This is a genomic window from Caulobacter sp. NIBR2454, assembly GCF_027474405.1.
In the GTDB taxonomy this organism is placed as follows: domain Bacteria; phylum Pseudomonadota; class Alphaproteobacteria; order Caulobacterales; family Caulobacteraceae; genus Caulobacter.
In genome coordinates this window covers 2,456,979-2,480,255 of the sequence record NZ_CP114871.1, presented here as the reverse complement: position 1 = coordinate 2,480,255, position 23,277 = coordinate 2,456,979, and the positions used below count along the sequence as shown (strand labels likewise).

21 protein-coding genes are annotated in these 23,277 nt (G+C 66.8%); 10 read left to right on the top strand and 11 right to left on the bottom strand.

The features are described 5' to 3' along the window. Nucleotides 1-7: 7 nt before the first annotated feature. A complete protein-coding gene (locus O5K31_RS12120) occupies nt 8-637 on the top strand; it encodes a TetR/AcrR family transcriptional regulator (RefSeq protein WP_269713856.1) in 630 nt (209 codons plus the stop codon). Here O5K31_RS12120 and O5K31_RS12115 read toward each other — a convergent pair. The 3 genes from O5K31_RS12115 to O5K31_RS12105 form a co-directional block, all read right to left on the bottom strand. After that, on the bottom strand, nt 634-1,194 hold the full coding sequence (locus O5K31_RS12115) for a DUF4287 domain-containing protein (protein ID WP_269713855.1): 561 nt from the start codon (nt 1,192-1,194) through the stop codon (nt 634-636). The genes O5K31_RS12120 and O5K31_RS12115 overlap by 4 nt on opposite strands. 65 nt (nt 1,195-1,259) lie before the next feature. Beyond that, nucleotides 1,260-1,871 (bottom strand): class I SAM-dependent DNA methyltransferase, encoded by a 612-nt coding sequence (locus O5K31_RS12110; RefSeq protein ID WP_269713854.1) that lies wholly within the window; start codon nt 1,869-1,871, stop codon nt 1,260-1,262. A gap of 41 nt (nt 1,872-1,912) precedes the next feature. Beyond that, nucleotides 1,913-2,611 carry a Crp/Fnr family transcriptional regulator gene (locus O5K31_RS12105; protein WP_269713853.1) on the bottom strand — a complete coding sequence of 233 codons (699 nt, stop codon included), beginning with the start codon at nt 2,609-2,611 and terminating at the stop codon, nt 1,913-1,915. Between the two features lie 163 nt (nt 2,612-2,774). Here O5K31_RS12105 and O5K31_RS12100 point away from each other — a divergent pair, with 163 nt between their 5' ends. Further along, nucleotides 2,775-3,431, top strand: a complete 657-nt coding sequence (locus tag O5K31_RS12100; RefSeq protein WP_269713852.1) for a glutathione S-transferase family protein — start codon at nt 2,775-2,777, stop codon at nt 3,429-3,431. Here the strand turns inward: O5K31_RS12100 and O5K31_RS12095 are convergent. Continuing rightward, nucleotides 3,428-4,486, bottom strand: coding sequence for an alpha/beta hydrolase (locus O5K31_RS12095; protein ID WP_269713851.1), 1,059 nt, complete (start codon nt 4,484-4,486; stop codon nt 3,428-3,430). The genes O5K31_RS12100 and O5K31_RS12095 overlap by 4 nt on opposite strands. Before the next feature lie 78 nt (nt 4,487-4,564). Beyond that, complete coding sequence (locus O5K31_RS12090) at nt 4,565-4,927, bottom strand: DUF4180 domain-containing protein (protein WP_269713850.1); 363 nt, start codon at nt 4,925-4,927, stop codon at nt 4,565-4,567. 135 nt (nt 4,928-5,062) lie between these two features. Here O5K31_RS12090 and O5K31_RS12085 point away from each other — a divergent pair, with 135 nt between their 5' ends. The 3 genes from O5K31_RS12085 (at nt 5,063) to O5K31_RS12075 (ending at nt 9,309) form a co-directional block, all read left to right on the top strand. Beyond that, nucleotides 5,063-6,574 carry a CoA-acylating methylmalonate-semialdehyde dehydrogenase gene (locus tag O5K31_RS12085; RefSeq protein ID WP_269713849.1) on the top strand — a complete coding sequence of 504 codons (1,512 nt, stop codon included), beginning with the start codon at nt 5,063-5,065 and terminating at the stop codon, nt 6,572-6,574. Between the two features lie 105 nt (nt 6,575-6,679). Then, entirely contained in the window at nt 6,680-7,465 is a 786-nt protein-coding gene (locus O5K31_RS12080) for an SDR family oxidoreductase (protein WP_269713848.1), read from the top strand. A gap of 101 nt (nt 7,466-7,566) precedes the next feature. Continuing rightward, a complete protein-coding gene (locus O5K31_RS12075) occupies nt 7,567-9,309 on the top strand; it encodes an ATP-binding protein (RefSeq protein WP_269713847.1) in 1,743 nt (580 codons plus the stop codon). Here O5K31_RS12075 and O5K31_RS12070 read toward each other — a convergent pair. From O5K31_RS12070 to O5K31_RS12060, 3 genes are read right to left on the bottom strand one after another with little or no spacing between them, the layout of a single operon-like run. Further along, nucleotides 9,306-10,109 carry a MetQ/NlpA family ABC transporter substrate-binding protein gene (locus O5K31_RS12070; protein WP_269713846.1) on the bottom strand — a complete coding sequence of 268 codons (804 nt, stop codon included), beginning with the start codon at nt 10,107-10,109 and terminating at the stop codon, nt 9,306-9,308. The two genes, O5K31_RS12075 and O5K31_RS12070, sit on opposite strands and share 4 nt — an antisense overlap. 16 nt (nt 10,110-10,125) lie before the next feature. Beyond that, on the bottom strand, nt 10,126-10,791 hold the full coding sequence (locus tag O5K31_RS12065) for a methionine ABC transporter permease (RefSeq protein ID WP_269713845.1): 666 nt from the start codon (nt 10,789-10,791) through the stop codon (nt 10,126-10,128). Beyond that, nucleotides 10,791-11,771: a methionine ABC transporter ATP-binding protein gene (locus O5K31_RS12060; RefSeq protein ID WP_269713844.1), complete on the bottom strand. Its 981-nt coding sequence runs from the start codon at nt 11,769-11,771 to the stop codon at nt 10,791-10,793. The genes O5K31_RS12065 and O5K31_RS12060 overlap by 1 nt, the downstream gene beginning before the upstream one ends. A gap of 231 nt (nt 11,772-12,002) precedes the next feature. Here O5K31_RS12060 and O5K31_RS12055 point away from each other — a divergent pair, with 231 nt between their 5' ends. Both O5K31_RS12055 and O5K31_RS12050 read left to right on the top strand, forming a co-directional pair. Beyond that, nucleotides 12,003-14,501 carry a TonB-dependent receptor gene (locus tag O5K31_RS12055; protein ID WP_269713843.1) on the top strand — a complete coding sequence of 833 codons (2,499 nt, stop codon included), beginning with the start codon at nt 12,003-12,005 and terminating at the stop codon, nt 14,499-14,501. Between the two features lie 86 nt (nt 14,502-14,587). Next, complete coding sequence (locus O5K31_RS12050; protein WP_269713842.1) at nt 14,588-16,024, top strand: CehA/McbA family metallohydrolase; 1,437 nt, start codon at nt 14,588-14,590, stop codon at nt 16,022-16,024. 12 nt (nt 16,025-16,036) lie between these two features. On the opposite strand, the gene phnD is transcribed toward O5K31_RS12050, so the two are convergent. Continuing rightward, the gene (phnD, locus tag O5K31_RS12045) at nt 16,037-17,023 is read right to left on the bottom strand and encodes a phosphate/phosphite/phosphonate ABC transporter substrate-binding protein (protein ID WP_269713841.1); all 987 of its coding nucleotides are present in this window, start codon (nt 17,021-17,023) and stop codon (nt 16,037-16,039) included. A 139-nt stretch (nt 17,024-17,162) separates the two neighbouring features. On the opposite strand from phnD, the gene O5K31_RS12040 reads away from it, so the two are divergent. From O5K31_RS12040 to O5K31_RS12030, 3 genes are all read left to right on the top strand, one after another. Continuing rightward, nucleotides 17,163-18,323, top strand: a complete 1,161-nt coding sequence (locus tag O5K31_RS12040) for a M20/M25/M40 family metallo-hydrolase (RefSeq protein WP_269713840.1) — start codon at nt 17,163-17,165, stop codon at nt 18,321-18,323. 202 nt (nt 18,324-18,525) lie between these two features. Then, the gene (locus O5K31_RS12035; RefSeq protein ID WP_269713839.1) at nt 18,526-20,178 is read left to right on the top strand and encodes a M28 family peptidase; all 1,653 of its coding nucleotides are present in this window, start codon (nt 18,526-18,528) and stop codon (nt 20,176-20,178) included. A gap of 5 nt (nt 20,179-20,183) precedes the next feature. Continuing rightward, entirely contained in the window at nt 20,184-20,801 is a 618-nt protein-coding gene (locus tag O5K31_RS12030; protein ID WP_269713838.1) for a TetR/AcrR family transcriptional regulator, read from the top strand. A gap of 110 nt (nt 20,802-20,911) precedes the next feature. On the opposite strand, the gene O5K31_RS12025 is transcribed toward O5K31_RS12030, so the two are convergent. Continuing rightward, nucleotides 20,912-21,994: an SO2930 family diheme c-type cytochrome gene (locus O5K31_RS12025; RefSeq protein WP_269713837.1), complete on the bottom strand. Its 1,083-nt coding sequence runs from the start codon at nt 21,992-21,994 to the stop codon at nt 20,912-20,914. Continuing rightward, on the bottom strand, nt 21,991-23,214 hold the full coding sequence (locus tag O5K31_RS12020; RefSeq protein ID WP_269713836.1) for a parallel beta-helix domain-containing protein: 1,224 nt from the start codon (nt 23,212-23,214) through the stop codon (nt 21,991-21,993). The genes O5K31_RS12025 and O5K31_RS12020 overlap by 4 nt, the downstream gene beginning before the upstream one ends. Between the last annotated feature and the right edge of the window lie 63 nt (nt 23,215-23,277).

Genomic DNA, 23,277 nt, shown 5'->3' with positions numbered 1-23,277 from the left:
TAAATCTGTGAAAGCGCCGGCGAAGCGATCTCCCAGGAAAGCCAAGGGACAGGGCGGCGAGCGCCGTGAGGAAATCCTGGCCGCGGCCCTGCGCCTGATCGGCGAGCATGGACTGCACGGCCTTTCAACGCGCCAGATCGCCGACGCCGTGGGTGTCTCCCAGCCCAGCCTCTACGAGTATTTCGCCAGCCGGGACGAGATCGTCGATGAGCTGCACGATCGCGCTTTCCTGCTGCTGGTTCAGCGGCTTGAGGGCTTTGTTCCTGTGGCGACGACGCCGCGCGAACAACTGGCCGAGTACCTGCGGGTCTATGTGGATTTCGGGCTGCAGAACCCGGACGCCTATCGTGTGGCCTTCATGATCGAGGGCGCGGCTAGGCCGAAACCCTTGGCCGATCCGGCCGCCAAGCCGGCGATGCAGGCCTTCGACCGCCTTCGCCAGGGAGTCGCTGATCTGCACGCCGACGGCCTGACCATCGGCGATGATCCCGTCGCCCTGGCCCAGAGCCTGTGGGCGGGCTTGCACGGGCTGGTGTCGCTGTTGATCGCTCGTCCAGGATTTCCCTGGGTGGAGAGAGACACGCTGATCGAAGGTCATCTGGCGATGCTGACCCGCGGGGTGTTGCGAGGCGGCTAGGTCGCCGCCGCGTAGGCCGCCCAGAGCCACTCCACCAGCTCGGCGTCGATCTCCGCAGCGTTCGTCAGGCGGGCGCGGTGGGTGACCATGCTGTTCCAGGAGCCGGCGGCGGCGAACCGGTCGGTGGGGGTGACGCCCTTTCGCTTGATCCCGATGTCGAGGCGGCTCGCGACGGGCTGGACGATGGCGAACTTTCGCGAGCCCCGGACCAGACTGACATAGGTATCGGTCGGCGCCAGATCGACGTCGTCGCCAAGGGCGCGGGCGCGCTCGACCAGGCCGTCGAACAGCGGGCGCAGGGCCGAACGGCTTCCGGCGAACAGTTTGTCGATGCGGTCTTCGACGGCGCCGCGGGGCTCGGCGTCCGCCTTGAGCAAGGCGAAGATCGCCATGGCGTGGCCGCGGCCCAGGTCGAACTCATCCTTGAGCCAGGCCAGGACGTCGCCGGCCTTCACGCCAGGGCCGACCAGAGACTTCTTGGCGGCCAGCGCCTTCAGTTCAGCGGGTGTTTTGCCGGTCTTGGCCTGGACGGCGTCGAGATAGGCCTGGAAGGACATCGCTTGCTCCCCTTGCGGTCACTGGTGCAAGGACGCGCGCGGTCGCCGCGATCCGACAGCCGCGCTCAAGCTTTGCCGGAAAATTTCGCCAGCCAGATCGTATGGCCGCCGCAATCGGGGTCCTCGACCACATGGCGCAGCACCTGGAAGCCGTGGCCTTCTAGGAGGTCTCGGTACTCGGATGGATCGAGGCTGGAATGATACAGCGGCTCGCCGCGATACTCGCCGATCACCTCGGCGGCGGCCGGGCCGCTGGTGAACATCAGGGCGGCGCCGGGAGCGGCGTGAGCCTGGAAGACCGCGAACATGGCGCGCTGATCGTCAGGCCGCAGGTGGAAGAAGCTGTCCCAGGCGATGATCCCTTCGAACCGCCCGCCCAGGTCCAGCTTTCGCATGTCGCCGATCCGCCAGTCGCTGTCAGGAAAGCGGTCGCGGCAAAGGGCGATAAGGCTGGCGGAGGAATCGACGCCCGTGAGAGCATGACCGCTCTCGATCATATATCTGGCGATCGGCTCGCCTGACCCGCACCCAAGATCGAGGATGGCGCCGCCGGTGGGCATGGCTGACCGGAAACGGTCCAGCCAGGCGCGCTCGGCCAGGCTCTTGCCGCGATCGGCGTCATAGCGCGCGGCGTTGCGTTCGTAGAGGTCGCTGATCTGGTCGGCGGGCGCGGACATCCCGCATCATCGCGGATGCTCGGGCCATGCGGCAAGGCCGGTCAGCCGCCTTGCGACAGCGTCATGATCTTGGCCGCCCAGTCGATGGTGGCGTGGCACTCGCAGGCGGTGCGCTCCAGGCCGGGGTGATCCAGCAAGCGGACCTTGCCCCGGCTGTAGGCGATCAGGCCGCGCTCCTGCAAGGCGCCGGCCGTGGCGGTGATGGTGGTGCGCTGCACGCCGAGCATGATCGACAGGTGCTCCTGGGTCAGGGGCAGTACGTCGCGGCCGAGACGGCTTTCCGTCATCAGCAGCCAGCGGCACATGCGCTGTTCAAGCGTGTGCAGCGCCATGCAGGCGGTGGACTGGGCGCTCTGAATCAGGGTGGCCTGGGAATAGCGGGCGACAGCCTCGACCAGGGTGGGACTTTCGCGGACGATCTTGCTGACGCTGGATAGGGGCGCAGTGTAGGCCTCGCCGCCGATCTGGACGATGACCCGCTCGAACGAGATGGGCGAGCCGAGCGCGTGCAGCAGTCCATAGCCGCTTTCACAACCGATGGTGCGGCTCTCCACCTGCCGCCCGTCCTTCATCACGGTGATCACCGACAGGATGGAGTCGATCGGCAAGACCATACGATCCAGCGGCGAGTGCTCCTCCGCGATCTGACCGTCACGCTCCAGATGAACGATACGCAGCAGGGGGGTGAGCTTGGCCGCATCTTCCGGATGGAGGGCGGCGAGGAACTGGTTTGACGGCATGGTCGCGCCTTTCGAGCCCCATCTACTGGTGACGCCCTTTGACAACGCCGGCCAAGCTAGACGGTTCAGATCGCTCTCGGCGTTTCGAAAGGGGGGTGTCGGAATCCGCCTCGTCCACCCGTCCTTGGATCGAGGCGGCGCCGGTCGCGCCTATGGAGAGACGATGATGATCACGGTGAGCGCATTCAAATGGGTCCCGGACTTCGCCCAGGGACTGGTGCGGGACCTGCGCGTGCGATGGGCGCTGGAAGAGGCGGGCTGGCCCTATGAGGTGCTGCTGATCGAAAGCGCGGACCAGGGGACGGACAGCTATCGGGCGCTGCAGCCGTTCGGCCAGGTGCCGGCCTACCGGGAAAACGGCTTCGTCATGTTCGAGTCCGCGGCGATCGTTCTGCACATCGCCGAACGGTCGGACGCCCTCATGCCGGGCGACGCGGCCGCTCAGGCCCTGACCAAGACCTGGCTGTTCGCGGCCATCAACACCATGGAGCCGGCCTTCGACGGCCTGGCGGATCTGGACCTTTTCCATGCGGGCGAGGATTGGGTCGCGCAGCGGCGGCCGGCGGCCGAGGCCCATGTGAAGACACGCTTGGCGGAGCTGGCGGCGGTCTTGGCCGGCAAGGACTATCTTGTCGGCGGGCGCTTCACCGCCGCGGACCTGTTGATGGCGACGGTTCTGCGCAATCTGCGCCATACGACCCTGGTGGCGGACGAACCCGTGCTGGACGCCTATCTCAAACGTTGCCAGGCGCGGCCGGCTTTCAGAAAGGCTCTGGCTGACCAGTTGGCGACGTTCGAGCAGAACGCCCCGGCGGCCTAGGGCTTCTCAAAGGCCAGGGTGCGGGCGAAGAAGGGCAGGGCGCGGGTGGCGACGCGGCCATTTTGCGTCCAGTGCGTCTCGCCCCACCAGCCGCGATACTCTTCGGCCTCGTTGGCGATCCCGTATTCCTCCAGCAGGTGAGAGAAGGCGCGGTTGGACACCACGTGGTCGGTGGTGCCGTCGAAGCGGCCCCACTCCAATTGCAGACCGCGCAGGGCTTTCAGGTTGTCGGCATGGGCGGGCAGCAGACGGTCGAGCAGGAAGGCGTTCTGGAGCTTGGCGGTCAGGGCCGAGTCCACGATCAGCTGACCATTCTCGCGCCGGGCCGGCATGTCGACGAACAGCGGGCCATTGGCCGGGTTGGGCAGGAAGGCCTGGTACATGGCCGTGAAAATCTGGGAGAAGCCGTCCCCGTCGAGATCGGACAGGGCCTTGGCGGCGGCCATCTTTTCCAGGTTCGGCCGCGAGTGCATGGTCTGGATGCCGACGCCCGTGCCGATGGGGTGCAGGGCGAAGACCGAGCCGAACACGCCGGGCTTCAGCATCGCGGTGCGGATCGCGCCATAGCCGCCCATGCGATCGCCCAGCAGGCCGCGCGATGCGGAGGTCGGCAGGGTGCGGAAGCGGCCATCCACTGCGGTGGGCAGGTCCTCGGCCAGGAAGTCGCTCCAGTTCCCGGTGACCGGCGAGTTGGCGTAGAACGAGGTCCCGAGCGGCGTCGAGAAGTCGGCCGAAACCACAATGACCGGCGGGATGGTCCCGGCCTTGATCGCCGCGTCTAGCACCGTCCGGCCGCCATTGGCGTCGAACAGGCTACGGTTGGTCTCGAACAGGTTCGACAGGTAGTAGATCACCGGATAGCGGCGGGCCGAACCGTCGTAGCCATCGGGCAGATAGGCGGTGACCTTCCGCACCGGCGAGACGCCTATGCGGTTGCCTTCGAAGCGGCTGGAGCGGAGCTCGAAATCCTGTAGCCGGCTCTGGGCCGCCGCGGCGATGGGCGCCGCGAGCAGGGCCAGGACGACGGACGCTACGCCAAGCACACTCGTCGCCATGCCGCTGTCTCCGCAGGCTGCAATCGAAGGTTCAAGCCAAGCTTGCCGCCTCACCATGGCGGGAAGTTGGCGCGGCCGCTAGGGCAGTCGCCGTTCAAAATCCGCTAGATCGGCTACGAACCATACCGAACGGCCCCGATTAGATTCGTAGACGAAGTCGCGCAGGGCGTTGCTGTCGGCGATCTGGGCCGAGATATCGCCGACGATGGCCAGATGCAGGCGGTAGTTGACGAACTTCTGGATCACCATGCCGGCCAGGCGGGTGCTGAGCCGCAGGAAGTCCGGGCCCAGACGCGAGATTGGGATCGCGATCCAGTCCGCCTCCTGCGACCAGGCCGCGCTCATGAACTCGTTGGCGTCGGACTCGGCGGTCAGAGGCCGGCCCTCAGCCGCGCAGACCAGCACGCGGGTCTCGCCGAACATCTGCAGTTGATCGGTCATATCTGCCAGATACCGGAGTTCGGGATCGCCGCGCCAGCCTTCGCCGCAAGCACGCCCCATTCGGAGAAAATCATTCGCGCAAGGCGGCGTGGTTTGATAGCTCGTCCCGCAAAACAAGAATTACGGAGGAGCCCCATGCGCAACATCCATCATTTCGTGAACGGTCAGGCCTTCGAGGGCGCCTCGGGCCGCTTCGGCGACGTGTTCAATCCCAACACCGGCGAAATTCAGGCCCGCGTGCAGCTGGCCACGGTCGCCGAGATGGACCTGGCCGTCCAGGCGGCCGTCACCGCCCAGCGGACCTGGGGCGCGGTGAACCCGCAGCGCCGGGCGCGCGTGATGTTCGAGTTCAAGCGCCTGGTCGAAAGCCGCATGGGCGAGCTGGCCGGACTGCTGTCCAGCGAGCATGGCAAGGTCATCGCCGACTCCAAGGGCGACATCCAGCGCGGCCTGGAGGTGATCGAGTTCGCCTGCGGCATCCCCCACGTGCTGAAGGGCGAATACACCGAGGGCGCCGGTCCGGGCATCGACGTCTATTCCATGCGCCAGCCCCTGGGCGTGGCGGCGGGCATCACGCCGTTTAACTTCCCCGCCATGATCCCGATGTGGATGTTCGGCGTGGCCATCGCGGTGGGCAACACCTTCATCCTCAAGCCATCGGAGAAGGATCCATCGGTCCCGGTCCGCCTGGGCGAGCTGATGATGCAGGCGGGCGCCGAACTGGGCCTGGACATGAAGGGCGTGCTGAACGTCGTGCATGGCGACAAGGCCGCCGTGGACGCCATCTTGCAGCACCCGGACATCAAGGCCGTCAGCTTTGTCGGCTCGTCCGACATCGCCCACTACGTCTATTCCCAGGGCACGGCGAACGGCAAACGCGTCCAGGCCATGGGCGGCGCCAAGAACCACGGCATCATCATGCCCGACGCCGACATGGACCAGACGGTGAAGGACCTGCTGGGCGCGGCCTATGGCTCGGCGGGCGAGCGCTGCATGGCCCTGCCGGTGGTCGTGCCGGTAGGCAAGGCGACGGCGGACGAGCTGCGTGAGCGGATCGTGGCCGGGATCGAAACCCTGAAGGTCGGGGTCAGCACCGACGGCGAGGCGCACTATGGTCCGGTGGTGTCCAGCGCGCACCGCGCCAAGGTGGCCGACTACATCCGCCTGGGCGCCGAGGAAGGCGCCGAGCTGGTGGTCGATGGCCGCGACTTCAGCCTGCAAGGCTATGAGAAGGGCTTCTTCATCGGCCCGACGCTGTTCGACCACGTCAAGCCGGCCATGAAGACCTACCAGGAGGAGATCTTCGGCCCCGTGCTGCAGATCGTCCGCGCCGAAACCTTCGAGGAGGCGGTGCGCCTGCCGTCAGAGCACCAGTACGGCAACGGCGTGGCCATCTTCACCCGCAACGGCCGGGCGGCGCGCGAATTCGCGGCGCGGGTCAATGTCGGGATGGTGGGCATCAACGTGCCGATCCCGGTGCCGGTGGCCTATCACACCTTCGGCGGCTGGAAGCGGAGCGCCTTTGGCGACACCAACCAGCACGGCATGGAGGGCGTGAAGTTCTACACCAAGGTCAAGACCGTGACCGCGCGCTGGCCGGAAGGCGAGAGCGAGGACTCCGCGTTCGTGATCCCGACCATGCGGTAAAACGACCGGTGTTCGTCGCCCCGCGGCGAGCGCTCGGCTTTTACGGCCTTGTCTTGATCGCCGCTTAGGCTTCCTTGTCGGCCCTTGGTTCGAGTGGGGCTTCCTATGGATTTTGGCATCGCCGGCAAAACGGCGCTCGTTCTCGGCGGCAGCGCCGGTCTGGGCCGCGCCATCGCCCATGCGCTGGCGGCGGAAGGCGTTCACGTGGCCGTCGCCGGGCGCAACACCCAGGCGGTCGAGGAGACCTGCTGCTGCGCGTGGGACAAGGGTGTGCGCTGCCTGCCCCTGACCTGGGACCTTTCCGATCCGAGCCAGATCGAGCCGAACATCGCCAGGGTTGAGGCGGAGCTCGGTCCGATCAGCATCCTGATCAACAATACGGGCGGGCCGCCGCCGACCACGGCCCAGGGACAGGACCCGGCCCTGTGGACCGCGCAATTCCAGGCGATGGTCCTGTCGGTGATCACCATCACGGATCGGGTCCTGCCGGGGATGAAAGCCGCCGGCTGGGGCCGGATCATCACCAGCACGTCGTCGGGCATCGAGGCGCCGATCCCAGGCCTGGCCATCTCCAACGCCCTGCGAGCGTCGCTGGTGGGCTGGTCCAAGACCCTGTCGCGGGAGGTGGCCCCCGACGGCATCACCTGCAACATCATCGTGCCGGGGCGGATCGGCACCGACCGCATCCGCTTTCTGGACGGCAAGCGCGCCGAAGCGTCGGGCCGGACGCAAGAGGATGTCACCGCCGAGGCGACACGGGCCATCCCCATGGGCCGTATGGGCGATCCGGAAGAGTACGGCGCGGTCGCCGCTTTCCTGGCCAGCCGCCAGGCCGCCTATGTCACCGGTTCGGTGGTTCGGGTCGACGGTGGTCTGATCCCCAGCATCTGAAGCGCTCAGAGCCCCTCAAAAAATTCGCCCATTAGTCAAATCCTTGCGGCATTGATTAAACATTGAGGCGCACGCTTCCTCCTGATCCGGAGGAGCCGGAAGTGTCGAAGAGCCAGGACTACGGCGCGGTCGCCATCACCCGCGCCAAGGAGCTGCCGACCCGCCTCGCGCTGGCGATATTCCTGGCGGGGGTAGGCACGATGTTGTCCGGTCCGCTGTGGCCGGCGGTCTGGTACGGCTGTGTCTGCCTCGCCCAGGCGGTGGACTGGTTCGCCTTCAAGCCCATCCGACAGAACCCTGAGCGCGAGCCGACGCAATTTCAGATCTGGGCTTGCCTGCTGTCGGCCATGCTCAACACGGCGGTCTATTCGGGCATCGCCGTCTACCTGTGGTTCGCGGGCGGCGAGGCGGGCAAGCTGTTCGCCATTCTTCAGCCGGCCGGCGGCCTGTTGCACATCGCCCTGCACATGCATTCGGCTTGGCGGTTGTTCCTGGGCGCGGCCATTCCGCATCTGGCTTATCTGCTGGGCCTGCCCCTGGTCAGCGGGCTGATCACGCCCGAGGCCGACATGGGCCAGATGGCGGCCGTGACGGTCGCCGGCGCGCTCTACAGCACGCACCTGTTCATCGCCGTACGACGCACGGTGGCCACCAACGCCGCCTTGCGACGGGCTCTGGATCTGGCCGACGCGGAGCGGCTGCGGGCCGAACAGGCCAGCGCCGCCAAGTCCACGTTCCTGGCGACCATCAGCCACGAAATCCGAACGCCGATGAACGCCGTGGTCGCCGCCGCGACCCTGTTGAAGGGCGCGCGCCTGGACAAGACCCAGGCTGAGCATGTCCAGATGCTGTCCCATTCCAGCGAGGTCCTGCTGGGTCTGCTGAACGACGTTCTGGACCTGTCGAAGATCGAGTCCGGCAAGCTGGTTCTGGAGGAGGTCGCCATCGACCTGCCGGCCAAGCTGGACGCCAGCCTGAACCTTTGGCGTGGACGGGCGGAGGCCAACGGCGTGACGATGACCGCCGACATCTCAGATGTGCCCGCGCGCATCGTCACCGACCCACTGCGCTTCCAGCAAATCCTGTCCAACCTGCTGTCCAACGCGGTGAAGTTCACGGACTCGGGCTCCATCGAACTGCATGCGGGGCGGCAGGAGTGGCCGGCGCGGCTGTGGGTAGAGGTTCGGGACACGGGCGTCGGCGTCACGCCCGAGGTCGCCGCCCGCATCTTCGACCGCTTCGAACAGGCCAACCCGGGCGTCAGCCGCAGCCATGGCGGAACCGGCCTGGGCCTCAGCATCAGCCGTAACCTGGCCGAAGCCATGGGCGGGTCCTTGACCGTGCGTAGCGAACCGGGCGTCGGCTCGGTCTTCCGTCTGGAGTTGCCGCTGGTCTGCAGCGAGGAGGGCGCGCTGGAAGATGGCCAGGACGAGGCCGCCGACACCGCCACCCTGAGGCAGATCGACGTGCTTCTGGCCGAGGATCATGCGGTGAACCAGAAGATCATCCGTCTCTATCTGGAGCCGCTGGGCTGCCGGGTGACGGTGGCGGAGAACGGCGAGGAGGCGGTCGAGCTAGCTGCCGCCCAGGCCTTCGACGTGATCCTCATGGACATGCAAATGCCCGTCATGGACGGCATCGAGGCGACCAGCCGCATTCGCGCCAATGGCGGCCCAAACGCGGCCACTCCAATCCTGGCCCTCACCGCCAACGCCCTGCTGGAGCATCGCCAGCAGTGGCTGCGCGTCGGGGTCGAGACCTTCCTCACCAAGCCCCTCGACGCCCGCGGGCTGATCGAGGCGGTGGCTTCGGCGGTCGGCGGCGGCGCGCGCCGAGCGGCCTAGAAGGCCGGGACGACCGCGCCGTTGTAGGTCTTCTCGATAAAGGCCTTCACTTCCGGACCCGTCAGGGCCTTGGCCAGCTTCTGGACGCGCGGGTCATTCTGGTTGTCCTCGCGGGCCACCAGGAAGTTCACATAGGGGCTCTGCTTGTCCTCGATCGCCAGGGCGTCGCGGGTCGGATTGAGGCCGGCGTCGAACACGTAGTTGGTGTTGATCAGGGCAAGATCGACCTCGCCCAGCACGCGGGGCAGGGTGGCGGCCTCCAACTCGCGGATCTTCAGGTTCTTCGGATTGGTCGCCACGTCCTTGAGAGTGGACAGCGCATTGGTCGGATCCTTCAGGGTGATCAGACCCGCCTTCTGCAGCAGGAGCAGGGCGCGGCCGTTGCTGCTGGCCTCATTGGGGATCGCGACCGCGGCGCCGTCGGGCAGTTCGGCCAGGGACTTGTACTTGCGCGAATAGGCGCCGAGCGGTTCGATATGGACGCCGACGACCGTGACCAGATGGGTGTTGCGGGCCTTGTTGAACTCTTCGAAGTACGGCTTGGTCTGGAAGTAGTTCACGTCCAGCTGCTTTTGCTCGACCTGCATGTTGGGCTGCACGTAGTCGTTGAAGACCTTCACCTGCAGCTTCACGCCTTCCTTCTCAAGGATGGGGCGAACCACTTCGAGGATTTCAGCGTGCGGGATCGCCGTGGCGCCGACGGTCAGGGTGTCGGCCGCGCTCTGCGGCGGCTGGCGGTTGCAGGCGGCCAGCAGCAGGGTCGAGGCGGCGGCGATCAGAAGGGCGCGGCGAGCGATCATCGGAAGGTCCTTGGAATTAGCGGCGGCTGACGCGGACGACGAGGCGGTCGCCCACCATCTGTAGAACTTGCACGAGCACCAGCAGCAGAACGACCGTGACGATCATCACGTCCGTCTGGAAGCGCTGGTAGCCAAAACGAATGGCCAGGTCGCCCAGGCCGCCGGCGCCCACCACCCCGGCCATGGCGGTGTAGGACACCAGGGCGATGGCGGTGACCGTGATCCCGGCGATCAGGCCCGGCAGAGCTTCGGGCAGAAGGGCGCCGAAGACGATCTGGCGCGGTGTGGCGCCCATGGCCTGGCTGGCCTCGATCACGCCGCGATCGACCTCGCGCAGGGCGGTCTCCACCAGGCGGGCGAAGAACGGCGCGGCGCCGACAACCAGCGGCGGGATGGCGCCCGCAACGCCCAGTGAGGTGCCGACCAGCAGCACGGTCAGCGGGATCATGATGATCAACAGGATGATGAAGGGCACGGCCCGCAGGACGTTGACGATCACCGACAGCACGGCGTTGACCGCCTTCTGCTCCAGCAACTGACGCGGGCCGGTCAGGAACAGCAGCACGCCCAGCGGCAGGCCGATGGCCACGGTCAGGGCCAGCGAGCCGCCCAGCATGGCCAGGGTGTCCAGGGTCGCCTGGCCGATGTCTGCCCAGTCGATATTGGCGAAGAAGCTATCCATCAGCGTGCGGCCTCCACCTGAACGCCGGCGGCTTCGAGCCGGCGGCGGGCCTCGGCGACATCGCCCCCGATCAGGGCGACCGTCAGCTGGCCATAGGGTTCGTCCCGGATGCGGTCGATGCGTCCGGACAGGATCGAATAGTCGACGCCCGTCTCGCGGGCGATGCGGCCCAGGATTGGCTCATAGGTCGATGCGCCGCGGAAGGTCAGGCGCAGGGCCGAGCCATCGACCGGCGCGTCGGTCGCATCGTGGCCATTGTCGGCCAACATGCGGCGGGTCACCGCGCTCTTGGGATGCAGGAAGACCTCGGCCACCTCGCCGGTCTCCACGGCCAGGCCACGCTCAAGAACCGCCACGCGATGGCAGATGCGGCGGATGACCTCCATCTCGTGGGTGATCAGCACGATGGTCAGGCCCAGCTCGCGATTGATGTCGGCGAGCAGGGTCAGAATTTGTTCGGTGGTCTCGGGATCGAGGGCGCTAGTGGCCTCGTCGCAAAGCAGGACGGCGGGGTCGGTGGCCAGGGCGCGGGCGATGCCGACGCGCTGCTTCTGGCCGCCGGACAGCTGGGCCGGATACTTGGCGGCGTGGTCGGACAGGCCGACGCGAGCCAGAAGTTCGGCGACGCGCTTGTCGATCTGAGCCTTGGGCGTTCCGGCCAGCTTCAGCGGGAAGGCGACGTTCTGAGCGACGGTCTTGGACGACAGCAGGTTGAAGTGCTGGAAGATCATGCCGATCCGCCGGCGCATGGCGCGCAACTCGGCGGGGGCCATGGCGCCCACATCGGCGCCGTCCACGACCACACGGCCGCTGGTCGGCTTCTCGAGCCCGTTGATCAGGCGGATCAGCGTGGACTTGCCGGCGCCCGACTGGCCGATGACGCCAAAAATCTCGCCCCGTTCAACGCGCAGACTCACCCCGCCGAGCGCCGGAGCGTGGGCCTTGGGATAGATTTTGCGGACCTGGTCGAATTCGATCACGGAGCGATGCTGTCCTTGCGGGAGGGGCGGTTCATTAGCCCAAGATGCGGTCGGGAGGCGCTAAAAATCGATCCTCCGGCCATTAGAAACTCTGCAAGCCCAGGCGGGCTTCAGGTGAAGCTGGGCTTCACAATAGTTCCATCAAACCGTCGATACCCCGTCACCGCACCGCCCTAGAGGTCCGCCCCGACACGAAGGCAGTTCGCCTTCAATGAGTTGGGGATCACTCAAATGTCTAAGCATTGCATGGCGCGCCGCCTGGGCGTGGCCGCCCTTCTGTTCAGCAGCGCCCTGGTTTCGCCGGCCTTCGCCGCAGATGCCGCCGGCGACGCCGACGCGGCGTCCACCATCGACGAAATCATCGTCACGGCTCGCGCTGGTTCCGAAGCCCGCACCCGTCTGGACACCAGCTATGCAGTGACCACGGTCAACGAAGAAACCCTGCGCATGCGCGCGCCGATGAGCGTCGCCGACGCCCTGAAGTCGGTGCCCGGTTTCTGGGTCGAGGCGTCCGGCGGCGAGGCCAGCGCCAACATCCGCGCCCGCGGCATTCCGCAGGAAGGCTTCGCGGCCGTCGCGCTGTATGAAGACGGCCTGCCGATCCAACACGACGCGGGTCTCGGCTGGATGAACGCCGACCAGTCCTTCCGTCTGGACGAGACGATCCAGCGCTTCGAAGTGGTGCGCGGCGGACCGTCGTCGATCTTCGCTTCCTACGCTCCGGGCGGCACCGTGAATTTCATCAGCCGCAAGGGCGGCGATGTGATGGAAGGCGTGGTGAAGGCCACGGTCGGCGACTACGGCATGGCCCGCGTCGAAGGCTGGGTCGGCGGCCCGATCGGCGAATGGCGCTTCGGCGTCGGCGGCTTCTACCGTGAGTCCGACGGCATCCGCGATCCGGGCTACACCGCCGACAAGGGCGGCCAGATCCGTGTCTCGCTGGGCCGTGAATTCGAGCGCGGCAGCATCCACTTCAACATCAAGCACCTGGACGACAACGCCATCTTCTACACTGGCGTGCCGATCAAGTTCGATGCGAACGGCAAGCCCAGCGAAACCCCGGGCTTTGACGCCCTGACCGGCACCTGGATCGGTCCGGACACGGCTAACGTCCGCCCCATGGGCCGCAACGGCCAGCCCTTCGATCTGGACGTCAAGGACGGCACCGACGCCAAGCTGACGGCCTATACGGGTGAGCTGAACTACGAGATCGCGGAAGGCTGGAACTTCCGCAACGCCATGCGCTACCGAACGTCGGACATCGCCCGTCAGGGCCTGTTCCCGAACACGCCGCTGCTGGGCTCGGCCCGTCTGAGCGCCGTGCGCTCGTCGATCCTGGCCGCCGTCCCCGGCGCGACGGACGTGCAACTGCGCTACACCTCGGCGCCGACGGAGATTTTCAACGTCGCCAACCAGAACGGCAACGGCCTGGTCAGCGACGGCTCGATCCGCCAGGTCGCCGTGACCCTGGACGAGTTCGTCAACGACGCCCGCCTGAGCCACAAGTTCGACTTCGGCAGCCAGAGCCACGACGTCTCGATCGGCTTCTACTTCGCCAAGGGTGAAGAGAGCTTCGACCGCTATTCCGCGAACGCCCTGCTGGACGTGCGCGAACAGGCCCGTCGCCTGGACATCGTAGCGGTCAACGCGGCCGGCACGGTGCTCTACAAGGCCACCGACAACGGCTTCACCCGCTACGGCGCCGAGTTCGCCGACGGCGAGGGCGAGTCCACCACCTACGCCTTCTACCTGTCCGACGAATGGCAGGTGAACGACAAGCTGCGCATCGACGGCGGCATGCGTTGGGAGAAGGTCAACTTCGTCGCCGACAGCCAGCGCACGGCCACGGTCAACCTGGGCCTGTCGCCGTCGCAGGCCGACGACACCTTCCTGACCGGCTCGGGCGTGTTCGACCACGTCGATCGCAGCTTCGACCACATGGGCTGGACCCTGGGCGCGGACTACCGCGTGGGCGAGCGTCAAGGCGTCTTCGCGCGCTGGACCTCGACCTTCCGCCTGCCGTCGCTGGGCGACTACATCACCAACGCGGCCAACACCTCGCCTTACGTCCAGACGATGGACTTGGCCGAGCTGGGCTACAAGCTGTCGGTTCCGACCCTCGACCTGTACGCCACGGGCTTCTACACGGCCTATGACTCCCTTAGCTTCGGCGGTCTGCAGTTCGTCAATGGCTCCTACGTGAACCAGACGGTCATCACCGACACCGAGACCTTCGGCCTCGAAGTCGAGGGGACCTGGCGTCCGCACCCGATGTTCGACTTGGGCTTCAGCGGCACCTATCAGGACCCGAAGTTCGGCGACTACACCTACTTCGAGACGGTCAACAATCTGCCGACCGAGCGTGACTTCAGCGGCAACCGCCTGGTGCGCGTCCCGAAATTCTCGGGCCGCCTCACCCCGGCCGTGAACCTGATGGACGATCGCCTGCGCGCCGAGCTGGATTTCCAGTATTTCGGCGACCGCTTCAGCGACGCGGCCAACACCCAGGTGCTGCCCAAGTACCACCTGCTGAACGCCACGGTGCGCTTCAACGTGACCGACAAGCTGTCGATCTACGGCTACGGCACCAACCTGACGAACGAGCTGGGCCTGACTGAGGGCAACCCCCGCGCGGGCGCCATCGTCAGCAGCGAGTCCGGTTCGCTCTACGGGATCGGCCGTCCCGAGCTGGGCCGCGCCTTCCGCGCCGCCGTCATGTACCGCTTCTAGGGTCTATCCTCCTCCCCCCAAGAGAGACCCCAGCACTGGGCGGCGGTTCTTAGGGCCGCCGCCCTTTTTCTTATTCGAGGTCCGACATGCGCCTGCTGCTCGCCCTGCTGACGATCCTTCTCGCCACGCCCGCCCTGGCGGCCGACCCAGACCTGATCCTGCGCGGGGAGCTGACCGGCGCCGACCACGAGACCTATCGCAAGACCGCCTTCGACGTGCCGGCGGGCGTGACCCGCGTCACCGTTGAGGTGGCCGCCACCGGCAAGGAGCGCCGCACGGTCGTCGATCTGGGCGTCATGGACGGCGAGCGCTTCCGCGGCTGGAGCGGCGGCACGCGGACCCGGTTCACCCTGTCGGCGGAAGACGCTACGCCGGGCTATCTGCGTGGACCGATCCGCCCTGGTCGCTGGACCCTGCTGATGGGCCTGCCCAATGTGCGCAAGGACAGCCGCGACACCTATGAGGCCAAGGTCTGGTTCGAGCGCGGCGAAAGCGTCGCGGGCTTTTCCGACACGCCGCTGAAGACCGGCCGGGCCTGGTGGCGCGGCGACCTGCACATGCACACAGGACATAGCGACGGGTCATGTCTAGGCGTTGGCGGTCAGCGCACCCCATGCCCACTCTACAAGACGGTTGAGCGCGCCCGCGGCCTCGGCCTCGATTTCGTGTCGATCACCGACCACAACACCACCGCCCACTTCGATTTCATGCGCGAACTGCAGCCGTCGCACCCCGACCTGCTGCTGATGCCGGGGCGGGAGATCACCACCTTCCTGGGCCATGCCAACGTCTTTGGCCCGACCCGCTTCATCGACTTCAAGCTGGCGCCCGGCGACACCACGGTCGGCGCGCTGCTGGATGACGTGGCCACGGCCGGCGGCGTGATCTCCATCAACCATCCCGCCCTGCCGTCGGGCGAGGCGTGCATGGGCTGCGGCTGGGTGGCCAAGGACACCGACTACGCCAAGGTTCAGGCGATCGAGGTGGTCAACGGCGGGACCATGAAACAGGTGGGCGACGCCGAGGGCATGTTCTCGGCCATCGCCTTCTGGGAGACCCAGCTCAACGCCGGCTATCGCCTCACCGCCATCGGCGGCAGCGACAACCACGACGCCGATCAGGTTGACGGCTGGGGCGCCATCGGCCGGCCGGTGACGGTGATCCAGGCGGCCGAACTGTCGACGCCGGCCCTGCTGGATGGCGTGCGTGCTGGCCGGGTGTTCATCGACATGGATGGAGTGAAGGGGCGGACCCTCGACCTGACCGCACGGGCTGGCGAGGCCAGCGCGGCCATGGGCGGCGTCCTGGCCGTCCGGGCGGGAACCAAGGTGCGGTTCGCCGTTCAGAGCGCCGGCGTTGAGGGCGCACGGATCGAGGTGGTTACGGACGGCGTGAAAGCGCCGGGCGAGGCCGCGTTCGAGCGCAACTTCGCCAAGGGCCGCCACTGGGTGCGGGTGAACATCCGCGCCGCCGACGGCCGGCTGCTGCTGATCGGCAACCCGATCTACGTTGAGGCGACCTGACGGCGCCTTCTATCAGAGCATTCCGCCGCGCTGGGCGCTGAGGTCGGTCATGACCTTGCGGGCGGCGTCGGCCGCGGCGGCGTCGCCCTTACGCTGGGCTTCCAGCAGATTGGCTGCGGCCTCCATCTCGCGGACCGGAAGCAGGTGGCTGTCATCGGCCTGCTGGAAGACGCCGAAGTTGAGCGAGGTCAGGATGCCCCGCTCGCGCTCGGCCTCCGCATCGTTGCCGACGCCATAGCCCAGCATGAACTGCTTCAGCTTGGCCTTGATCTCCGGATCGAGGTCCTTGCGCCAGACGATCGGATCCTCGGGCAATTTGGGCGAGGTCCAGATTACCTCGACCTTTTCGAGGACGGCGTCGGCCTTGGGGTCATTGCGGCGCTGCATGCGCTCGACGTCGTTGGTGTTGTAGGTCGCGGCGTCGAGCAGGCCGTTGGCCACGGCCAGCAGGTTGGCCTCATGCTTGGCCGAGCGCAGGTTAGCGAAACAGGTCTGCGGATCGATGTCGCGTGGACCGAACAGATAGGTCAGTGGCGCCAGCGTGCCGGAGGTCGACTTGGCGTCGCCCATGCCGAAGGAATAGCGCTTTCCGCATTCCAGCAGCTTGTCCAACGTGATGCCGGACCCGCGCTGGGTGATGATCAGGGCGCTGTAGCCCTGCTTGCCGCCGGGGTGGGTGGACTTGGCGAAGACTTCGCCACCCGCGCGGCGCACCGCCTCCATGCCCGACTGGTTCGAGAACCAGCCGGCGTCGCTTTGCTTGAAGCGCATGGCCTCGATCAGCGAGGTGTAGTTGCTGGCGTAGAAGGGCTCGATCTTCAGGCCCGTTTCCTTGGCCATGTCGTCGATGAACGGCTGCCACTTGGCGGCCTGGTTCGTCGCGTTCTCGGTGGAGAGGATCGAGAAGCGCAGGACCTTCTGTTCGGAGGGCTCGGTCGGGCTGCAAGCCAGCAGGACAAGGGGCGCGAGGGCGCAGAGCAGCACGCGACGGTTGAACATGAAAACGCCCCTGACGACAAAACTGTGATCGTGAACCTATGCCGTATTTATGTCAGCGATCTTACAAACTTCTCCGCGCTTTCGAGGGGCCGATTGGTGGGTTAAGCAGAACGCCTCAGTTTTGGGGGAGTCCAGAAACATGCGTCACGCCGTCAGCCGTCTAAGCCTCATCGCCGCCCTGTCGCTCGCCGCGCCGGGTCTTGCCCTGGCCGCGCCCACCGCCGCCGACAAGATCGTCGCTAGCGCGCCGTACAAGGCCGCGGTCAGCGCCCTGGACGCTGACCATGACCGCATCGTCGGCGAGATCATCACCTTGGTCGAGATCCCCGCGCCGCCGTTCAAGGAGACAGAGCGCGCCAAGGCGTACATGGCGATGCTCAAGGACGCGGGCCTGACCGACGTGGAGATGGACGAGGAAGGCAACGTCATGGGCGTGCGCAAGGGCACGGCTGGCGGCGCGAAGCTGACCGTCATCGCCGCGCACCTGGACACCGTCTTCCCGGAAGGCACGCCGATCAAGGTCAAGCGCGAGGGGACCAAGCTGTCGGCCCCCGGCATCGGCGACGACACACGCAGCCTGGCCGTGCTGCTCGGCTACATCCGCGCCATGAACAAGGCCGGCGTGAAAACCAAGAACGACATCCTGTTCGTGGGCAATGTGGGTGAAGAAGGCCCCGGCGACCTGCGCGGCGTCCGCTACCTGTTCACCAAGGGCAAGTACAAGGACCGTATCGGCAACTTCATCTCTATGGACGGCACCGATCCGTCGCGGGTGGTGAACGGCGGCGTGGGCTCCAAGCGCTACAAAGTCACCTTCAACGGCCCGGGCGGCCACAGCTATGGCGCGTTCGGCCTGGTGAACCCGATGACCGCCATGAGCCAGGCGGTAGTCGATCTCTACAAGATTCAGCTGCCGGCCAAGCCGCGCGTCACCTATTCGGCCAGCGTCACCGGCGGCGGCACCTCGGTGAACTCCATCCCCAACAGTGTCTGGATGGAGTTCGACATGCGCTCGGAAAGCCCCGAGGAGCTCGCCAAGCTGCACGATCAGTTCCTGAAGATCATTCCGGCCGCGGTCGAGGGCGAGAACGCCGCCCGCTCCACCCGCCAGGGCAAGATCAGCGCCGACATCAAGCCGATCGGCGACCGTCCCGGCGGTTCGACCAGCCCCGACACCGCCCTGGTCAAGAACGCCCAGGACGCCATCCGCGCCCACGGCATGACGCCGGAGCTGCAGTTCTCATCCACCGACGCCAACATGCCCATGAGCCTGGGCATTCCGGGGATCACCATCGGTTAGGGCGGAACCGCCGGCCGGGCCCACGCCCTGGACGAGTGGATCGACGTGGAGAAGACCGCCAGCCTCAAGGGCATGAGCGTCGGCCTGGCCATCCTGCTGGCCGCGGCTAACAACTAAGGCACTGCGGTGACGGGCCTCGCGCCCGTCGCTAGCCATGCCGTCGCGCCGGGCCTAGGGTCGCGGCGAGTCACGGAGTCTTCATATGCGTCTTTCCGCCCTTGCGTTCGCCGCCGCCATCGCCGTTTCCGGAGGCGCGTCGGCGCAGACGGTGGACCCGGCGCGGCTGTCGGAAATCACCAAGGCCTTGTCGTCCGATCCTTTCATGGGTCGGGCGCCGGGCGGGCCGGGCGAGAAGCCGACCATCGATTACCTGATCGCCCAGTTCAAAGCCGCGGGCATGGAGCCGGCGGGCGAGAACGGCGGCTGGACCCAGCGCGTGGCGCTGCTGCACACCTTCGCCCCCAAGGACGCGGCCATGTCTTTCTCCGTCGGCGGGCAGGCCGTGCCGCTGCGCCAGGGCGAGGAGATCAGCGTCCTGTCCCTGCGTCCCGTCGACAAGGTGGCCATCGCCAAGGCGTCGCTGGTCTTTGTCGGCTATGGCGTCTCGGCCCCCGAGCGCGGCTGGGACGACTATAAAGGCGTCGACCTGAAGGGGAAGGTCGCGGTCTTCCTGATCAACGACCCGGACTTCGAGGCCAAGGCTGGCGAGGACCCGGTCGGCAAGTTCGGCGGCCAGGCGGCCACCTACTACGCCCGCTGGACCTACAAGCACGAGGAGGCCGCCCGTCGCGGGGCCATCGCCTCGATCATCATTCATGAGACGCCGGGCGCCGGTTATGGCTGGACCACGGCGGCGGCCAGCAATGGCGAAGGCTTCGACGTCGTCCGCACCGACCCGGCTAAGGACAAGGTGCTGGTCCAGGCTTGGCTGAGCCGCGAGACGGGCGCCGATCTGCTGAAGCGTTCGGGCCAGGACCTGGAGGCGCTGAAGGTCGCCGCGCGCCGCAAGGATTTCCGACCCGTCGAACTGAAGGACGCCAGCTTCTCGGCCGACTACGCCCTCAAGCACGAGCAGGTCGATAGCCAGAACGTGCTGGGCAAGATCACCGGCGCCAAGCGGCCCAATGAGTCGATCATGTACGCCGGCCACTGGGACGCCTACGGGATCGGTCCGGCTTCGGCCGACGGCAAGACCATCCGCCCGGGCGCCCTGGATGACGCCATCGGCCTGGCCGGGATGATCGAGATCGCTCGTCTGTTCAAGGCGGGCCCCACGCCAGATCGCTCGGTGATGTTCGCCGCCTGGACCGCCGAGGAGCGCGGCCTGCTTGGCAGTGAATACTACGGCGAACACCCGACCCTGCCGCTGGAGACCACGGCGGCCAACTACACCATGGACGTGCTGCAGACCGCCGGCCTGGCCAAGGACGTGGTGCTGATCGGCTATGGCCAGAACGAGCTGGAGGCCGATCTCGCCAAGGCGGCGGCGAAGCAGGACCGCGTGGTGACGCCCGACGCCAAGCCGGAGCGGGCGTTGTTCTACCGCGCCGACCACTTCTCGCTGGCCCGTCGCGGCGTGCCGGTTCTGTTGCTGATGGGCCTGGGCGGCGGGCACGACCTGGTCGAGGGCGGCCGCGCCGCGGGCGACGCATGGGTCGCCGACTATACGGCCAAGTGCTATCACCAGACCTGCGACGCCTGGAGCCCGAGCATGGACTTCCGGGGCGCCGCCCAGGACGTCCAGCTGCTGTTCGAGATGGGCAAGGACGTCGCCAACTCCAACCGCTGGCCCGACTGGAACGAAGGCTCGGAATTCAAGCCGATCCGCGCCCAGTCCGCCGCCGCCCGGAAGTAGGTGGCGTGGCCGAGCCGTCAAACAGCCTGCGGCAGCTTCCCCAGCAGGAGCGCGCGCGCCAGACCTATGAGCGTCTACTGGATGTGGCTGGCGAACTGCTGGGCGAGGTGGGCATCGAGCGCATCTCGACCAACATGATCTGCGCGCGGGCGGGCATGACGCCGCCGGCCCTCTACCGCTACTTCAAGGACAAGTACGGGGTGTTGGAGGCGCTGGGCGCGCGGCTGATGGCGCGCCAGAACGAGGTGCTGTTCAGCTGGCTGGACCGTCATTCGCCCAACGGCTGGGAAGCCCTGTCGGCCAATGTCGAGGAGTTGATCCTGGCCAACGCCGAGGTCACCGCCACCGAGCCCGGCGCGATCTGGACCCTGCGCGCGCTGCGGGCGGTGCCGCAGCTGGCGCACGTGCGGCTGGATTCTCACCGGCTGGTCAGCGACCGGATGACGGACGTCTATGCGACCCTGATGCCGCACCTGCCGCGTGACGTGATCTGGCGGCGGGTCAGACTGTCGGTGGAGTTCGGCTTCAGCCTGGAAGAGATGATGGCCGAGGAAGACCGCATCCCGCCCGAAGCCGCCCTGGCCGAGGCCGCGCGGTGGCTGCGCAAGGTGTTCGAGGACTAGGCCCTGCGTCCTTCGAGACGGCCTTCGGCCTCCTCAGGATGACGGATTCAGGGATCAACCCACCTTCGTCATGCTGAGGAGCGCGATAGCGCGTCTCGAAGCGCGCACTCTCACTTCATTGACGCGATATAAGCCCGCACCAGATCCAGGCCCTCCTGGTGGACCACGCTGCGGCCCAGTTCCGGCATCATCACGCCGGGTTCACGCGACGCCATGCGATAGGCAAGGATCGAGGCGTCCGGGTCGCCGGGCCTGATCGACACCGACAGCCCGCCGGCGCCGCGACCGGCCGCGACAGGGTTCTTGCCGATCCCTAGATGGTTGGCGCGTCGCTCTTCCAGGTTCAGGAACAGGCCGCTGTTGGAGGCCATGCCGCGCGGGTTGTGGCAGTGGGCGCAGTTGGCGTCGAGATAGGCGCGGGCGCGGCCTTCCAGCGGAGCCTTGGGATCATCCCAGCGAGGGGTGGCGGGGATGGATGCGGGCGGAGGAGCGCCTTCCAGCAGGCCGATTTTCGTCCATTGGGCTAGCTGGTTGCTCTTGTCGCCGGCGTCGCCGAAATCACCGGCGGCGCCGTAGTCGAATTCTCCGTTGAGATTTCGAGCCTTCGGACCGATCGGCGCGATCTCGTTATCCGTCGAATGACATTCCTTGCACTGGTTGGTGTTGGGGACAGCGTAGTCGATGGTCTGCGCGGCGCCATGGGCGTCGATGAAGGACACATCCATGCGGGCGCCCGCGCGCTTGAGCACGGCCTTGGTCTGCTCGGCGTTCCAGACATAGGTTTGAGCGACCCAGCCGTTGGCCTTGCGGATCAGCAGGCGCGTCTCGACGAAGCGGATGTCCTCCTTGGGTCGGCGGAAATCGGCGGGGTAGGCGAAGGTCTTGATCAGGGCCGTCCCGACCGGGAACTCCAGCGCTCCCTCCGCCGCATAGCGAACCTTCCGCCCCGCCGGCACGAAGACGTATCGAAACTTCTCGGCATAGTCGCTGAACAGCGGGGTGTTCAGGTCATAGGGCGTCACCCCCGCCGCCGGACGACGCGCGGCCGCGTCGGTGAAAAGTCCATACGCATCAAGGGTCTGGGCTGGCGCCTCGGCCAGCAGCAGGTCGGCGGCTACCGGGGCGGGCGGGCTCGCCGCTGTCAGGGCCAGCAGGCCGACGGCGGCGATGACGATGACGCGCAGGCGGCTCACGGGGCGAGCTTGGCCTGTTCCGCCGGAAGGACCACGGCCGGGGGTTCGGCGATGGCGGCGCCTGCTTCGACTGTCGCATCGACGCCAGGCTTGGCGGTGTCCATGGCGGCCGGACCCGCCAGATGCAGGTTCAGCACCGGCCCGTCGGTCAGGCGCATGTTGGCTGGAATGGAGACCTTCTCCGCGCCCTTGGAATAGGTCGTCACGCCGTCCCACAGGATCGGCGGGATCACACCGCCGACCGCCTGGGCCAATTCGGCGCCGCCGGGAAACTGCGGGGCGAAACCGTTCTTGCCGATCTTGTTATCCCGCACCACCACCTCGCGGGGCAGGGGATTATAATCGGCGTCGTCGTACTCCTTCTGGAACGCGACCAGCATGACCGCGGCGGTCTGGTTGTCGTCGATCTCGTTGCCATAGACATGCACATTGCGGTTCGCCATCACCATCACGCCCGTTCCGGTGGGGACAGAGGCGACGATGTTCCCCTTCGGCGCGAAGTTGGCGACGTCGTTCTTGACCACCTTGTTGCGGAAGACGCGGACCGAATGGCCGTTCTTCTGCGGCAGGCTGGGCATGTCGAAGACCAGGATGCCGCCGGCGTTGCGGGTGGCGACGTTGTCGAACACGTCGGCGCCATAGCAGTTCTCGATCTCGATCCCCGCGACGTTGAATTCCGCGGTGCTGTTCTTGACGATGATGTTCTTGGACTGGCCCACATAGATGCCGGCGTCAGACGCGCCGCGCACCACGGCCCGGTCGATCAGGACGTTGGTGGAGCTGACCGGATAGACGCCGTAGGCGCCGTTGCTTTCCTTAGGGCCTCCCGACCATTCGACGCGGACGTTCAGGAAGCTGATCTGGTCGACGCCTTTGGCCTTCAGGCCATCACCCTTGCTGTCCTCGACAGCGAGGTCGCGGACCGTGACCTTGTCGGAGGTGATCAGCAGGCCTTCGCCCGCCCCCTTCTGACCGGCGAAGGACAGGATCGTCTTGTCCGGACCGGCGCCGCGGACGGTCACGTTGTCGATGTCCAGCGACAGGCCGTCGGTGAAGACGAACTTGCCGGCCGCCAGTTCGACCACGTCGCCCGGTTTGGCGTCGAGCAGAGCGGTCTGGACCTTCTCCTGGGCGTCGCCGTCCGGCGTGACCGTGATGACCGCCGCATTGGCGGCGCCGGCGATCGCCCACAGGCTGACCGCCACAAAAAGCTTCCTCATGACCCTGCCTCCCACGGCTTTTATGGCGTCGTGCAGCGTCGAGGCGGCACGCATGAGGGCATG

Bases quoted from the DNA above. Each gene is read 5' to 3' on its own strand.
- phnD (WP_269713841.1), bottom strand. From the start codon at position 17,023: ATGTTCAACCGTCGCGTGCTGCTCTGCGCCCTCGCGCCCCTTGTCCTG.
- O5K31_RS12100 (WP_269713852.1), top strand. From the start codon at position 2,775: ATGATGATCACGGTGAGCGCATTCAAATGGGTCCCGGACTTCGCCCAG.
- O5K31_RS12080 (WP_269713848.1), top strand. From the start codon at position 6,680: ATGGATTTTGGCATCGCCGGCAAAACGGCGCTCGTTCTCGGCGGCAGC.
- O5K31_RS12055 (WP_269713843.1), top strand. From the start codon at position 12,003: ATGTCTAAGCATTGCATGGCGCGCCGCCTGGGCGTGGCCGCCCTTCTG.
- O5K31_RS12115 (WP_269713855.1), bottom strand. From the start codon at position 1,194: ATGTCCTTCCAGGCCTATCTCGACGCCGTCCAGGCCAAGACCGGCAAA.
- O5K31_RS12085 (WP_269713849.1), top strand. From the start codon at position 5,063: ATGCGCAACATCCATCATTTCGTGAACGGTCAGGCCTTCGAGGGCGCC.
- O5K31_RS12040 (WP_269713840.1), top strand. From the start codon at position 17,163: ATGCGTCACGCCGTCAGCCGTCTAAGCCTCATCGCCGCCCTGTCGCTC.
- O5K31_RS12110 (WP_269713854.1), bottom strand. From the start codon at position 1,871: ATGTCCGCGCCCGCCGACCAGATCAGCGACCTCTACGAACGCAACGCC.
- O5K31_RS12095 (WP_269713851.1), bottom strand. From the start codon at position 4,486: ATGGCGACGAGTGTGCTTGGCGTAGCGTCCGTCGTCCTGGCCCTGCTC.
- O5K31_RS12105 (WP_269713853.1), bottom strand. From the start codon at position 2,611: ATGCCGTCAAACCAGTTCCTCGCCGCCCTCCATCCGGAAGATGCGGCC.
- O5K31_RS12070 (WP_269713846.1), bottom strand. From the start codon at position 10,109: ATGATCGCTCGCCGCGCCCTTCTGATCGCCGCCGCCTCGACCCTGCTG.
- O5K31_RS12020 (WP_269713836.1), bottom strand. From the start codon at position 23,214: ATGAGGAAGCTTTTTGTGGCGGTCAGCCTGTGGGCGATCGCCGGCGCC.
- O5K31_RS12050 (WP_269713842.1), top strand. From the start codon at position 14,588: ATGCGCCTGCTGCTCGCCCTGCTGACGATCCTTCTCGCCACGCCCGCC.
- O5K31_RS12065 (WP_269713845.1), bottom strand. From the start codon at position 10,791: ATGGATAGCTTCTTCGCCAATATCGACTGGGCAGACATCGGCCAGGCG.
- O5K31_RS12035 (WP_269713839.1), top strand. From the start codon at position 18,526: ATGCGTCTTTCCGCCCTTGCGTTCGCCGCCGCCATCGCCGTTTCCGGA.
- O5K31_RS12090 (WP_269713850.1), bottom strand. From the start codon at position 4,927: ATGACCGATCAACTGCAGATGTTCGGCGAGACCCGCGTGCTGGTCTGC.